14 protein-coding genes are annotated in these 12,442 nt (G+C 32.0%); 5 read left to right on the plus strand and 9 right to left on the minus strand.

All coding sequences use genetic code 11. The annotated features are described in order from the left end of the window. Window positions 1-240 (plus strand): hypothetical protein, encoded by a 240-nt coding sequence (locus Q1A15_RS11000; protein ID WP_299623286.1) that lies wholly within the window; start codon window positions 1-3, stop codon window positions 238-240. Window positions 241-303: 63 nt separating this feature from the next. Here the strand turns inward: Q1A15_RS11000 and Q1A15_RS11005 are convergent, their stop codons facing one another. Next, a complete protein-coding gene (locus tag Q1A15_RS11005) occupies window positions 304-1,308 on the minus strand; it encodes a TlpA disulfide reductase family protein (RefSeq protein ID WP_299623291.1) in 1,005 nt (334 codons plus the stop codon). 151 nt (window positions 1,309-1,459) lie between these two features. Here Q1A15_RS11005 and dnaE point away from each other — a divergent pair, with 151 nt between their 5' ends. The 4 genes from dnaE (at window position 1,460) to Q1A15_RS11025 (ending at window position 8,403) form a co-directional block, all read left to right on the plus strand. Then, window positions 1,460-5,794 carry a DNA polymerase III subunit alpha gene (dnaE, locus tag Q1A15_RS11010; protein WP_299623294.1) on the plus strand — a complete coding sequence of 1,445 codons (4,335 nt, stop codon included), beginning with the start codon at window positions 1,460-1,462 and terminating at the stop codon, window positions 5,792-5,794. After that, window positions 5,795-6,157: a hypothetical protein gene (locus Q1A15_RS11015; protein ID WP_299623297.1), complete on the plus strand. Its 363-nt coding sequence runs from the start codon at window positions 5,795-5,797 to the stop codon at window positions 6,155-6,157. A gap of 277 nt (window positions 6,158-6,434) precedes the next feature. Then, window positions 6,435-7,760 carry a D-arabinono-1,4-lactone oxidase gene (locus tag Q1A15_RS11020; protein ID WP_299623300.1) on the plus strand — a complete coding sequence of 442 codons (1,326 nt, stop codon included), beginning with the start codon at window positions 6,435-6,437 and terminating at the stop codon, window positions 7,758-7,760. Then, window positions 7,747-8,403 carry an HAD family phosphatase gene (locus Q1A15_RS11025; protein WP_299623304.1) on the plus strand — a complete coding sequence of 219 codons (657 nt, stop codon included), beginning with the start codon at window positions 7,747-7,749 and terminating at the stop codon, window positions 8,401-8,403. The genes Q1A15_RS11020 and Q1A15_RS11025 overlap by 14 nt, the downstream gene beginning before the upstream one ends. 48 nt (window positions 8,404-8,451) lie before the next feature. Here Q1A15_RS11025 and Q1A15_RS11030 read toward each other — a convergent pair whose 3' ends face one another. The 8 genes from Q1A15_RS11030 to Q1A15_RS11065 form a co-directional block, all read right to left on the minus strand. Further along, window positions 8,452-8,586 carry a hypothetical protein gene (locus tag Q1A15_RS11030; RefSeq protein ID WP_299623306.1) on the minus strand — a complete coding sequence of 45 codons (135 nt, stop codon included), beginning with the start codon at window positions 8,584-8,586 and terminating at the stop codon, window positions 8,452-8,454. Between the two features lie 64 nt (window positions 8,587-8,650). Beyond that, entirely contained in the window at window positions 8,651-9,544 is an 894-nt protein-coding gene (gldA, locus tag Q1A15_RS11035) for a gliding motility-associated ABC transporter ATP-binding subunit GldA (RefSeq protein ID WP_299623309.1), read from the minus strand. 2 nt (window positions 9,545-9,546) lie between these two features. Next, on the minus strand, window positions 9,547-10,008 hold the full coding sequence (locus Q1A15_RS11040) for a GNAT family N-acetyltransferase (protein WP_299623312.1): 462 nt from the start codon (window positions 10,006-10,008) through the stop codon (window positions 9,547-9,549). Then, entirely contained in the window at window positions 10,008-10,493 is a 486-nt protein-coding gene (locus tag Q1A15_RS11045; RefSeq protein ID WP_299623314.1) for a dihydrofolate reductase, read from the minus strand. The genes Q1A15_RS11040 and Q1A15_RS11045 overlap by 1 nt, the downstream gene beginning before the upstream one ends. 15 nt (window positions 10,494-10,508) lie before the next feature. Continuing rightward, window positions 10,509-10,694, minus strand: a complete 186-nt coding sequence (locus tag Q1A15_RS11050) for a hypothetical protein (RefSeq protein WP_299623317.1) — start codon at window positions 10,692-10,694, stop codon at window positions 10,509-10,511. Between the two features lie 94 nt (window positions 10,695-10,788). Further along, the gene (locus Q1A15_RS11055; RefSeq protein ID WP_299623320.1) at window positions 10,789-11,613 is read right to left on the minus strand and encodes a thymidylate synthase; all 825 of its coding nucleotides are present in this window, start codon (window positions 11,611-11,613) and stop codon (window positions 10,789-10,791) included. Between the two features lie 144 nt (window positions 11,614-11,757). Next, window positions 11,758-11,940, minus strand: a complete 183-nt coding sequence (locus Q1A15_RS11060) for a hypothetical protein (RefSeq protein ID WP_299623322.1) — start codon at window positions 11,938-11,940, stop codon at window positions 11,758-11,760. A gap of 100 nt (window positions 11,941-12,040) precedes the next feature. Next, window positions 12,041-12,217: a hypothetical protein gene (locus Q1A15_RS11065; protein ID WP_299623325.1), complete on the minus strand. Its 177-nt coding sequence runs from the start codon at window positions 12,215-12,217 to the stop codon at window positions 12,041-12,043. Between the last annotated feature and the right edge of the window lie 225 nt (window positions 12,218-12,442).

Here is a 12,442-nt window from a genome sequence, read left to right on the forward strand (position 1 = left end):
ATGAGAAAATCAATTTTAGCATTAGGTAAGGTACTTAATGCAAAAGAACAAAAAGAAATCAAGGGAGGCGATGAAGTAAAATTAAAAGGCCCGCCGTTAACTGGTTGTGATCCTAAAGACTGTGGAGGTAGACCTTGTAGTTATAATGAAAATGGAGATATTATTTGTTCTGTTGTAGATCAAGTAGCTTATGTTTACCAAGGAGGTAAATTAACCAGTATTCATCCTTCATATAAATAGAAATTGTCATTAAACACAGCATAAAAAAAGCTTCCAGAAATGGAAGCTTTTTTATTTAACTATTTAAACGCCATTTTCAGCAAACATTGCTTTCAAGGCAGGATCAGATGGTCTAGGAGCATCTGCACTTATAATATTTCCATCAGGATCAATAAAAATGAAACGAGGAATATCTTGTATGTTATAAGCTTTAGTAAAACTTAAGTCTTCATTAGCAAATAATTGAATACCACCAAGGTTTTTCTCATCTACCATATCATTCCAAGTAAAATAATCGTCTCTTTTATCAATAGATATACTTATAAACTCAATGTTTTTACCCTTATATTCTTCTTCAAGTTTTTGTAAATAAGGAATTTGAGCTAAACAAGGAGGACACCAAGTTGCCCAAACATCAATAAATACATATTTACCTTTAAAATCATCTAAAGAATAAGGAGTTCTATCCGGAGTCTCATATTTTGAAAACTTTGGTGCAGGTTTACCCTTAGCTAAAACTGTTTTAAAATATATTTTATCACCATGAATTCTAGTAACCTGCTCTTCTAGATTATCTATACTCTTAGTTTGAATAGAAACAAAAGCTGTATCTAAAATTTTATTAGACAATCTAGATCTAAAACCAGAAACATAAGCGCCAAGCTTCGTGTCAAATTCAGCTTTAGGTAACTCGATCAGTTCTTTTATTCCAGCATTAAATTCAATTTGATTTATAGCAGTAGTTGCGATAAAATTACTTTCCGCAGCTCCTTTACCAGCAAATAAAATTGTTTTTCTAGGATCAGCAGCATTAATAGTCATTACTATTTCGTCTCCATTTCTTAAATAAGTAGTCGCATAATTTTTTCCATCAAATAAAGAGAAAAAACCGTTATCAACTTTTAAAGTATCTTTAAAAGTACCATCTTCATTTATTTTTATTGTTTTTGAGTATGCCTTTTGTGGATTAGCAACAACTAAAGAATCAGAATTCTTGTTTTCTATTTTTCCAGAAAAAGTAACAAAATCGTTGTTTTTACAAGAGAAAAAGAATGCCGTTGCACAAAATAGATAAAAAACTTTTTTCATGTTTGTGGGCTATAAGTATTTATGGATAAGTAAAAATAAGAGAAAAACTCGAATAACAACTTTTCTTAACAATAATAGTGAATAAAAATAAAAACCTATTGCTAAAATAAATCGTAAATTTACACTCTAAAAATCACATCAATTTTACGGAATGTATTTAATCTTTGATACAGAAACAACTGGTTTACCTAAGAGTTGGAATGCACCAATTACAGATACTGATAACTGGCCTAGAGCAATACAAATTGCTTGGCAGTTGCATGATGAAATGGGAAGACTAATCGAGCATAACGATTTCTTAATTAAAGCTGATGGATTTAACATTCCGTTTGATGCCGAACGTATACATGGTATTTCGACAGAGTTAGCCAATGAACAAGGAATTGGTCTTGCTGAAGGATTAGATCTATTTAATGAAGCGTTAAAAAAGACAAAGTTTGTTGTTGGTCAGAATGTAGGATTCGATGTAAATATTATGGGATGTGAATTCCATCGATTAGGTGTTGAAAATAATTTAACTGAATTACCTGTTTTAGATACCTGTACCGAGTTAACAGCTTCAATGTGTCAAATCCCCGGAGGTAGAGGAGGTAAATTTAAACTACCAACCTTAACAGAGTTACATCAACATTTATTTGGTGTCGGATTTAACGAAGCGCATAATGCAACGGCCGATGTTGAGGCAACAACACGTTGTTTCTTAGAGTTATTACGTTTAAAACATTATCCACTTGAAGTATTAGATGTTCCAAAAGATTACTACGCAAAGTATTCTGAAACAAATCCAATGCCGATTCAGCTTATTGGTTTAAAGCATTTAAACCTAAAGGCAGAAAGTGATAAGATTAGAAAGCGTTTAGCTGCTGAATTTGATCAAGGAAATGCACAGTCAACTTCAGAAGGTTTAGCGCAATTAGAAGGAGTTCAATTTGCACATTTACATAATCACTCTCAATTCTCGGTATTACAATCTACCATTCAAATTAATGGATTAGTTGCTGCGGCTGCAAAAGATAACATGAGTGCAGTTGCTTTAACAGATACAGGAAATATGATGGCGGCATTCCATTTTACGTCTGCAGTTGCCAATCATAATAAATCTGCTGAAACACCTTTAAAACCTATCGTGGGTTGTGAGTTCTTTATTTGTGAAGATCATAAAGACAAAACCAGAAAAGATAATGGTTATCAGGTTGTTTTATTAGCGAAAAATAAACGAGGGTATCATAACTTAGCTAAAATGTCGTCAACGGCTTTCGTAGATGGATTTTATTATGTGCCTAGAATTGATAAAGAGATTGTAAAACAATACAAAGAAGATGTTATTGTTTTGACAGGAAACTTATATGGTGAAGTTCCTAATAAGATTTTAAATGTTGGTGAAAAGCAAGCTGAAGAAGCTTTGTTATGGTGGAAAGAAGAGTTTGGAGATGATCTCTACATAGAGTTAATGCGACACGGACAAGAAGATGAAGATGCCGTGAACAGAACATTATTGGAGTTTGCTAAAAAACACGAGGTTAAACTTGTAGCGACCAATAACACCTATTATTTAGGAAAAGAAGAAGCGAATGCACACGATATTTTATTGTGTGTAAAAGACGGAGAGAAACAAGCAACTCCAAAAGGTAGAGGTAGAGGTTATCGTTATGGTTTACCTAACGATGAGTACTATTTCAAATCTACTGAAGAAATGAAAAAACTTTTTGCTGATATTCCTGAAGCAATTAGTAACATTCAAGAAATTGTAGACAAAGTAGAAGCGTTCACCTTAGCACGTGATGTATTATTACCAGCCTTCGAAATTGGTGAAGAATTTCAAGATGCACAAGATGAAGTCGATGGTGGTAAACGAGGAGAGAATAATTATCTACGTCATTTAACTTATGAAGGAGCTAAAATCCGTTATGGTGAACTTACAGAAAAGATTACAGAGCGATTAGATTTTGAGTTAGATGTAATTGCAAAAACAGGATATCCGGGATATTTCTTAATTGTAGAAGATTTTATTCGCGCAGCACGTGAAATGGGTGTTTCCGTAGGACCAGGTCGTGGATCGGCTGCAGGTTCCGTAGTGGCATATTGTTTATGGATTACCAATATCGATCCGATTAAGTACGATTTACTTTTTGAGCGTTTCTTAAATCCTGAACGTGTATCCATGCCCGATATCGATATTGACTTTGATGATGAAGGTCGTGGTCGTGTAATGGATTATGTAATCGAAAAATATGGAGCCAATCAGGTAGCACAAATTATTACTTATGGTACCATGGCAGCGAAATCTTCGTTACGTGATACAGCCAGAGTATTAGATTTACCATTATTTGAAGCGGATAGAATTGCAAAACTTGTTCCTGGAATTAAGCTGAAAAACATTTTCGGTGAAGATGAAAAGAGTAAAGGAAAAGTAGCTGGTTTACGTGCAGAAGAAAAAGATAATGTAAATGAATTAAGATCTATAGCACAAGGATCAGGATTAGAAGCCAATACAATTAATCAAGCCGTTGTATTAGAAGGTTCGGTCCGTAATACAGGTATTCACGCCTGTGGGGTAATTATTACTCCAGATGATATTACGAAATTCGTTCCGGTATCTTTAGCTAAAGATTCTGATATGTACGTAACACAGTTCGATAACTCGGTTGTGGAAAGTGCAGGATTACTAAAAATGGATTTCTTAGGGTTAAAAACATTAACCCTAATTAAAGATACAGTTAAGATTGTAAAAGCACGTCATGGAGTAGAACTCGATCCCGAGAATTTCCCTATTGATGACGAAGAAACATATGCATTATTCCAAAGAGGAGAAACCGTTGGTATTTTCCAGTACGAATCTCCTGGGATGCAAAAATACATGCGTGAATTAAAACCTACAGTATTTGCCGATCTTATTGCCATGAACGCATTATATCGTCCGGGTCCATTAGAATATATCCCTTCTTTTATCCGAAGAAAACATGGAGACGAAGAAATCGAATATGATCTTCCTGCGATGGAAGAATATTTAGCAGAGACTTACGGAATTACGGTATATCAGGAGCAAGTAATGCTACTGTCTCAAAAACTAGCAGACTTTACCAAAGGTGAGGCCGATGTACTTCGTAAGGCTATGGGTAAAAAGCAGGCGGCAGTTCTAGCAAAAATGAAACCGAAATTTGTAGATCAGGCAAAAGCAAATGGACATGATGAAAAAGCTTTAGAGAAGATTTGGAAAGACTGGGAAGCATTTGCATCGTATGCCTTCAACAAATCGCACTCTACATGTTATGCTTGGATTGCCTATCAAACTGCATACTTAAAAGCACATTATCCGGCAGAATATATGGCAGCGGTACTTTCCAACAACATGAATGATATTAAAACAGTATCGTTCTTTATGGAAGAGTGTAAGCGTATGGGATTAGAAGTATTAGGTCCAGATGTAAATGAATCGTATTCTAAGTTCTCCGTAAATAATCAAGGAGCAGTTCGTTTTGGTATGGCTGCTATTAAAGGAGTAGGAGCTTCTGCGGTAAAAGCAATTATCGATGAACGAAAAGAAAATGGAAATTATAATTCAATCTTCGATGTTGCGAAGCGTGTAGATTTACGTGTAGCGAATAAAAAAGCATTCGAAGGATTGGTGTTAGCTGGTGGGTTTGATTCCTTTACTAATGCACACAGAGCGCAATATTATGTTAGAGATGAAAAGGAACAAACGTTTTTAGAAAAAGCGATTCGTTTTGGAAATAAATATCAAGAAAATCAGAATTCTTCTCAGGTATCTTTATTCGGAGAAGCAAGTGAAGTAGATTTACCAGAGCCAATTATTCCTGAGTGCGATACTTGGGGAACAATGGAATTGCTTGCTAAAGAAAAAGAAGTTGTAGGAATGTATATTTCTGCACATCCATTAGATGATTTTAAAAACGAATTAAAGTTCTGTAATGGTAATGTGAGTTATTTTAAAGATTTAGCGAAATATGAAGGTATGGCGATAACCTTTGCAGGAATTCTTACAGATGTTCAACACCGTGTTTCTAAAGCAGGAAAAGGATGGGCTTCATTTATTGTTGAAGATTATAACGATAGTTTTGAGTTTCGAATCTTTGGAGAAGAATATCTACGTTTCAAACACTTTTTAGTGCCAAATTCATTCTTATATGTAAAGACGATGGTAAAGCCAGGTTGGGTGAATAAAGAAGGAGTAAAAGGTGATCCTAGAGTCGGATTTACAGAATTTTTACTCTTACACGATATCATGGAAAAGATGTGCAAGAAATTAACCATAAAGCTCGCACTAAAAGATGTTAAAGAAGATTTTATAAAAGATTTCCAACATCTTTGTGTATTAAATTCTGGTTCACATTCGTTACGTTTTGTGATTTACGATGTAGAAGAAAAATTAGAAATAGATATACCTAGTAGAACTACGAAGATTAATATCACTAGCGAGTTTTTAGCAAAGCTAGATGAAGAGCATATCAATTATAAGTTGAATTAAATGTCTCAAAATTATCAAGATAGTATTACTTTATTAACTGAAGTTGTAGATAATAAGTTATACGAAAAATTGATAAATCAATTAAACAAAGACTTTCAACTTGTTAGTTTAGATGTAGTTTTTCATAAAGAAAGTTCACCTTTAGTATTAAAAACTAAATTACAAGAGGTTGTAAAGTCCTTATTATTGAATGATTCCGATGGGTATTACAATTTGCTATACCGTATCGATGTTTCTGAAATTTCTTTAAAAAATATAAACACATCAGAAATTGATTCTTATTCAGAAGAAGTTACTTTTTTAATTCTAAAAAGAGTTTGGAAAAAAGTTTACTTTAAAAATAAGTTTTTTAACTACAAATAGTAAGACAGCCCGCCAACCTGAATTGATTTCAAGTTCTCATAAAGAATAGCTTGATGAGACTCCGAAACAAGTTCGGAATGACGTTTTTTCGTTTGTTAGCGTCATTGCGATTAAAGCAAAGTGAAAGGAAGCAATCTTTTATTAAAACACAAAGCATTAAATCAATAGTATCATAGAAAATACAAATTATAAATAGTGTTTATCTCTTTTGTTTTACAATAATTTTGCTTCAGTAAAATAAAAACATTGTATTTTTGTTTAATATTTTTAAATATTCATGAAACAAAATAAAAACGGAGTTTGGGTTAGTTGGAATGAAAACTTAAAGTACAACTACAAATCTTTATACACGATTAAAACAGAAGAGGAATTACAAGAGGTTATTGCTAAAAGTGAAAAGATACGTTTTTTTGGAAGTAAGCAATCTTCTGCGGATATCGCAGCAGGAACAGAGACCTTAATTGATATTACTGCCTACAACAAGATATTAGAATTTAATGATGCAGATAAAACTATCACAATACAATCTGGAGTATTATTAAAAGATTTGTTAGAAGCTGTTGAAGCAAAAGGTTGGTGTATTCCTTGTTTACCTGATATTAATACCGTAACTGTTGGTGGAGCTTTAGCTACGGGAACACATGGTACAAGCGGAAAATTATTAAGTGAATATGTTACGCAATGTAGATTAATATTAGCTGATGGTTCTGTAAAAGATATTTACGAAGGAGAAGAATTAATGGATGCTGTTCGTGTTTCATTAGGAGTTTTGGGAGTGTTTTCTACGATAACTTTTTCTTGTGAAGAAATTTACACGCTTCATGTAAAAGAACATCCAGAAAGTGATTCAGAGTGGTTGCCAAAAATTAAAGAACGTTTAAAACAACACGATTTTTTAAGAGTATTATGGTTACCACACACAGATAAAGGTTACGTGATTACTGGAGATAAAATAGGTCCAGATACAGAAGTAAAAGAAGACTTAGGTCCAGAATATTTAAAGCACAGAAGAAAAGCTTCTAAAATTTTATATAAGTACACGCATCTTTTCCCATGGTTTACTGCTGTGGCAAATAAACTGTTGTATAGAGGTTTTTTCAGAGCGACAAAAGAACATAAAGGATCGTTGTATCAAGCAACAGTTACCAAATCTAGAGGTTCTACTTTAGAGTTAGCAGAATGGACAATCAGTTTAGATGTCTTTCCAAAGGTATTCGAAGAATTAAAAAGAGAAATCAATAAATGGTCAAACAAATCGTTTATTCATATTCCTATGGATGTTCGTTTTGTATATAAAGACAAATCTTGGTTGAGTTACGCTTACGGACAAGATACGGTTACTATGGGTTGTGTTTCTAGAAATGCTGCCACTGCAGATTCTTACGAGGCGTTTAGAAGTGTAGAAAGAATTTTCCTAAAATATGGAGGAAGACCACATTGGGGAAAACGTTTTAAAGCAAAAGATACAGAACTTTCTCAAGTATATGAAAGATGGGATGATTTCAAAGCATTACGTAAATCATTCGATCCAACTAATAAATTTTTAAATCCGTATTTAACAGATTTATTTAACGAAAAAGAAGTTGAACATGCCTACGCCTAAAGGAGTTTTATTTGATTTTGATGGAGTAGTGGTAGACAGTTTTGAAAGCCATTATTCAGCTTGGTCATCAGCGTTTAGAGAATTGTTTAATGAAGAAATAGCTCCATATCCGAAGAGTCATGTTGGTAAGTCTCCAAGAAAAATAGCGAGATATTTTTGTGATCAGATTGGCAAAGGAGATCAGTTTGAAGATTTATTTTTTCTGAAGGATAAACATTTAGAATTGTATTTTAAAGTTCCGAATTTATTACCAGGAGTTACTGAGTTCACTGATTATTTATCTACAAACAAAGTACCTTATGGAATCGCAAGTAATGCTACAAAATTATTCTTGAGACAATCGATAAAACACCTGAATTTAAATTTTCCTGTAGTTTTTGGAGTAGAAGATTATAAAAAACCAAAACCAGCACCAGAGGCTTATATAACTTTAGCTAGAGCTTTAGAGTTTACTGAAGAAGAATTTAAAGATTTGTGGGTTTTTGAAGATAGTTTAACAGGAATATCAGCAGCAAAATCTGCAGGAATGCAACCTATTGGAATACTTTCTAAATATTCAGCAGAAGAAATGAAAGCAGCAGGAAGTACTCAAGTTTTTCAAAATTTGAAAGAAGCTTTTGATATATTAATTTTAAAAGAATAAAAAATACAATAGAAAACGTTAGTTTTCTATTGTATTTTTTTAGGTATTTTATCCTTGAGGAACGTACCAAAGTATTAATCTTTTCACTTTATCAGAAGAGTCTCCTCCGTAAACGGTAATTAAAGACTTTCTTTCAATAATAGTTTTATTTTCTTTTTTAAACATTTCAATAGTTTTTTTCATTTTCTAATAATTTTTAAATTACCTACTCTTTTCTGGTTTTTCGGTTTACACCATTTTCTTTAATTTATTTCGTCAATTCTCTAAATAGAGTCTCCAAATTTTTATTTTCTGAATTCATCTCTAAGATTTTTAATCCGTATTCTTGAGCAAAATCAAATAATTTCGGACGCATGTCTTCTTCAGTTTCAAACGTAAGTGTCCAAGAATTATCGTAATTATTTTTAATCGTAGTAATATTTGCTAAACGTTGTAAAAATTGTTCTTCAATCTTATAATCGAATCCGACTTTAATAGTTTGTTTTTTGTCTTCTTTTAAGTCAACTAATTTTTTGTCAATTACAATTTCTCCATTATTAATAATAATAACACGATCGCAAACAGCTTCTACTTCTTGCATAATATGCGTAGAAAGTAATACGGTTTTATCTTTACCTAATTCTTTAATTAAAGCTCTAATTTCAATTAACTGATTCGGATCTAAACCTGTAGTTGGTTCATCTAAAATCAATACAGACGGATTATGTAAAATGGCAGCAGCTAATCCCACACGTTGACGATAGCCTTTAGATAATTGACCTATTTTCTTATGAGATTCTTTATCTAATCCAACTTTTGTAATACAATCAGGAATAGCATCTTTTGAAATGTTATGAATATCAGCATGAAACTGTAAGTATTCTTTTACATACATATCCAAATACAACGGATTATGCTCTGGTAAATAACCTACTTTTTTTTGAGCTTCAATCGGATTTTTAATCACATCAATATCGTCAACCAAAACAGTTCCTTCATCTGGTTGTAAGAAACCAGTTAATACTTTCATAGTAGTAGATTTTCCGGCTCCATTCGGACCTAAAAACCCAACAATTTCTCCTTTTTTAGCTGAAAATGAAATATTGTTTACTGCTTTTTGAGTACCGTATGTTTTCGTTATTGATGAAAGTTGAATTGACATAATTAACGTTTTAATTGAATTTTAATAGCTTTTAATCCTGAAGCGTCTAAAGTAATATCTTCAAAGAAAGTAAAACCTAATTTTTTGTAAAAACCTACTGGAGATTTATAGGTAGTTCCGTCTGCTTTTTTATAGTCATTGTCACAAACTACCCAGCCATTTAAAATAGTGTATTCTTGTTTCGCTTTTTCGATAAGTTGTTTTCCAATTCCTTTACCTTGATGTTTATGATTAAGAATCATTAAAAACCATTGTTCATTATCTCTTGAAAAGCAAGCAAACCATCCTGAAATGTTATTGTTTTCTAACACTAAAGTATGATTAACTTCTGATAAAGAATTTAAATAACGATCAAAATCGTCAATGGTTTTATGTTGAATAATCCTTGGATATTCAGCATTCCATAAATTCTTTAAAGCCTCTTTTTGAGATAAGTTTAGTGAATTGGTTTTAAAAAAATGCATTATCGTCTTTCGTAAGAAACGAAACTATAATCATGTTTATTTTTCTCATCGGCTTTAAAATCCTCACGAGAAACTTCTTTCCAAACTTCTGTATCTATCTTAGGGAAGAAAACATCAGCTTCAAAATTTTCATGAACAAGCGTAATATCTAAACAATCAGCTAAGTTGTTTGCCAATGCTTGTTCGTAAACTTGAGCTCCACCGATAATAAACGCGTCTTTTCCTTCAGTAAGTTCAATCGCTTTTTCTATACTATTAGCAATTAAGCAACCATCTTTAAAATAATCGTTGTTTCTAGTAATAATAACACTAGTTCTATTTGGAAGCGGTTTACCAATACTTTCAAAAGTATTTCGTCCCATAAGAATATGATGACCAGTAGTTACTTTCTTAAAACGTTTTAAATCTGCTGGTAAATGCCAAATAAGATCGTTGTTTTTTCCTAATTCGTTGTTTAGGCCTATAGCCGCAATAATAGTAATCATAAATGTGTTAAAATATTACATGTCTTTAACCCATTCCTTAATATAACCAACTAAATCTCTTTTATCGGTTACATCGCTATCTATAGTATTTGAGTGTATATTCTGTATTATGGTTTTAATAGCTAATAACACATTCTCATCATCTATTTCAGCAACTATATCATAGATATCTTCTTTTATGGTATCAATTTCTGCTATCATTTTATTAAAACTTAAGTAGGTTTAGGTTACTAATTTAATCAGATTTTGGAAATCTGAAAGTGTTAAAATAAATAAAAGAACGTTAAAAATAAAACTATACAGCCACGGTACCTTTGATATGTGGATGTGGGTTATAATTTAACAGTTCAAAATCTTCAAATGTGAAATCTTCGATATTCGTAATTGAAGGGTTTAATTTCATTGTAGGTAGTGGTCTAGGATCTCTACTTAACTGTAATTCTAATTGTTCTTTATGATTGTTGTAAATGTGAGCATCACCAAAAGTGTGAATAAATTCACCAGCTTCGTAACCACAAACTTGAGCAATCATCATTGTAAATAAAGCATAACTAGCAATATTGAAAGGAACGCCTAAGAAAATGTCGGCACTTCTTTGATATAACTGACACGAAAGCTTTCCATCAGCTACATAAAATTGGAAAAATGCATGACAAGGAGGTAAAGCAGCTTTACCATTCGCAACATTTTCTGAAAAAGAAACTGAAGTATCTGGCATTACACTCGGATTCCAAGCAGAAACTAACATTCGTCTACTATTAGGATTCTTCTTTAATGTTTCAATAACTTCTTTTAACTGATCTATTTCTTCACTGTTCCAGTTACGCCATTGATGTCCATAAACAGGACCTAAGTCTCCATTTTCATCAGCCCATTCATTCCAAATTCGAACACCATTTTCTTGTAAGTATTTTACATTAGTGTCTCCTTTAATAAACCACAGTAATTCATAAATAATAGATTTAAGGTGTAACTTTTTAGTAGTTACCATAGGAAAACCTTCACTTAAATCGAAACGCATCTGATATCCAAAAACACTCTTAGTTCCTGTTCCTGTTCTATCTCCCTTTTCATTTCCGTTTTCTAAAACGTGCTTAACTAAATCTAAATATTGTTGCATTTATTTATCAAATTATGATTGCAAAAATAAAAAAGCCTAGATTAATTGAATTAAAAGCTTTAGAATTGTTATCATGAAGTTATTAACTAAAAAAAGCATCAACAAATGTTGATGCCTTTCTACTTTTTTTATTTTTTTGGTTTCTTATGCCCAAATGCATCCTCCACGAACACAGTAACCGTAATCGCAGAATTCGAATCCATTTACCATAACACAACATTGTCTGTTTCCTTTACAATAAGGTCGATTGAAGTTAGCTCCATGAATTTCGCTTAATTCTTCTTTAGAAAGTACTTTAAGTCCAGTTAAATTTTTTAGTTTTTTCATAAGATTGATGTTTAAAGAAATCTATAACCTTATAGTTATAAGGCTATAGATTTGAAGGTTAAAAAATTATTTAGTGATTGAAAAAGATTAGAATTCTAGATTAATAAAAAACGCATCCATAAATAGAGCAACGACCTGGTTCACAGTATTCCATTCCGTTAATTATAAAACAACATCTGTTTCTGCCTTTGCAATAAGTTCTAACAGATCCTTTAACTTGCTTTAATTGTTCTTTGTTTAAAATTTGAACACCTTCTAGTTTGAGTAAGTTTTTCATTATTTAATAGGTTTTGGTTAATATTTACGCTTGGCGTAACCTCAAAAACTAAAACTCATATTTAAAAAGAAATAAGGGAAATTATTGAGAGATTAAAATGATAATAGTGGATTAATAACATTAAGGAAATGTAGGACGTATTAATTTGTAATATCACGAAATCTTGATGTTTACATAAGGATGTAAGTTTTCTTTTTATTATTTGTTTTACTAAGAGGTTGTGTG

The sequence above is a fragment of the uncultured Tenacibaculum sp. genome (assembly GCF_947495995.1).
GTDB lineage: Bacteria > Bacteroidota > Bacteroidia > Flavobacteriales > Flavobacteriaceae > Polaribacter.

Coding starts and splice junctions, on each gene's coding strand:
- Q1A15_RS11000 (WP_299623286.1), top strand. CDS start 1: ATGAGAAAATCAATTTTAGCATTAGGTAAGGTACTTAATGCAAAAGAA.
- Q1A15_RS11005 (WP_299623291.1), bottom strand. CDS start 1,308: ATGAAAAAAGTTTTTTATCTATTTTGTGCAACGGCATTCTTTTTCTCT.
- dnaE (WP_299623294.1), top strand. CDS start 1,460: ATGTATTTAATCTTTGATACAGAAACAACTGGTTTACCTAAGAGTTGG.
- Q1A15_RS11015 (WP_299623297.1), top strand. CDS start 5,795: ATGTCTCAAAATTATCAAGATAGTATTACTTTATTAACTGAAGTTGTA.
- Q1A15_RS11020 (WP_299623300.1), top strand. CDS start 6,435: ATGAAACAAAATAAAAACGGAGTTTGGGTTAGTTGGAATGAAAACTTA.
- Q1A15_RS11025 (WP_299623304.1), top strand. CDS start 7,747: ATGCCTACGCCTAAAGGAGTTTTATTTGATTTTGATGGAGTAGTGGTA.
- Q1A15_RS11030 (WP_299623306.1), bottom strand. CDS start 8,586: ATGAAAAAAACTATTGAAATGTTTAAAAAAGAAAATAAAACTATTATT.
- gldA (WP_299623309.1), bottom strand. CDS start 9,544: ATGTCAATTCAACTTTCATCAATAACGAAAACATACGGTACTCAAAAA.
- Q1A15_RS11040 (WP_299623312.1), bottom strand. CDS start 10,008: ATGCATTTTTTTAAAACCAATTCACTAAACTTATCTCAAAAAGAGGCT.
- Q1A15_RS11045 (WP_299623314.1), bottom strand. CDS start 10,493: ATGATTACTATTATTGCGGCTATAGGCCTAAACAACGAATTAGGAAAA.
- Q1A15_RS11050 (WP_299623317.1), bottom strand. CDS start 10,694: ATGATAGCAGAAATTGATACCATAAAAGAAGATATCTATGATATAGTT.
- Q1A15_RS11055 (WP_299623320.1), bottom strand. CDS start 11,613: ATGCAACAATATTTAGATTTAGTTAAGCACGTTTTAGAAAACGGAAAT.
- Q1A15_RS11060 (WP_299623322.1), bottom strand. CDS start 11,940: ATGAAAAAACTAAAAAATTTAACTGGACTTAAAGTACTTTCTAAAGAA.
- Q1A15_RS11065 (WP_299623325.1), bottom strand. CDS start 12,217: ATGAAAAACTTACTCAAACTAGAAGGTGTTCAAATTTTAAACAAAGAA.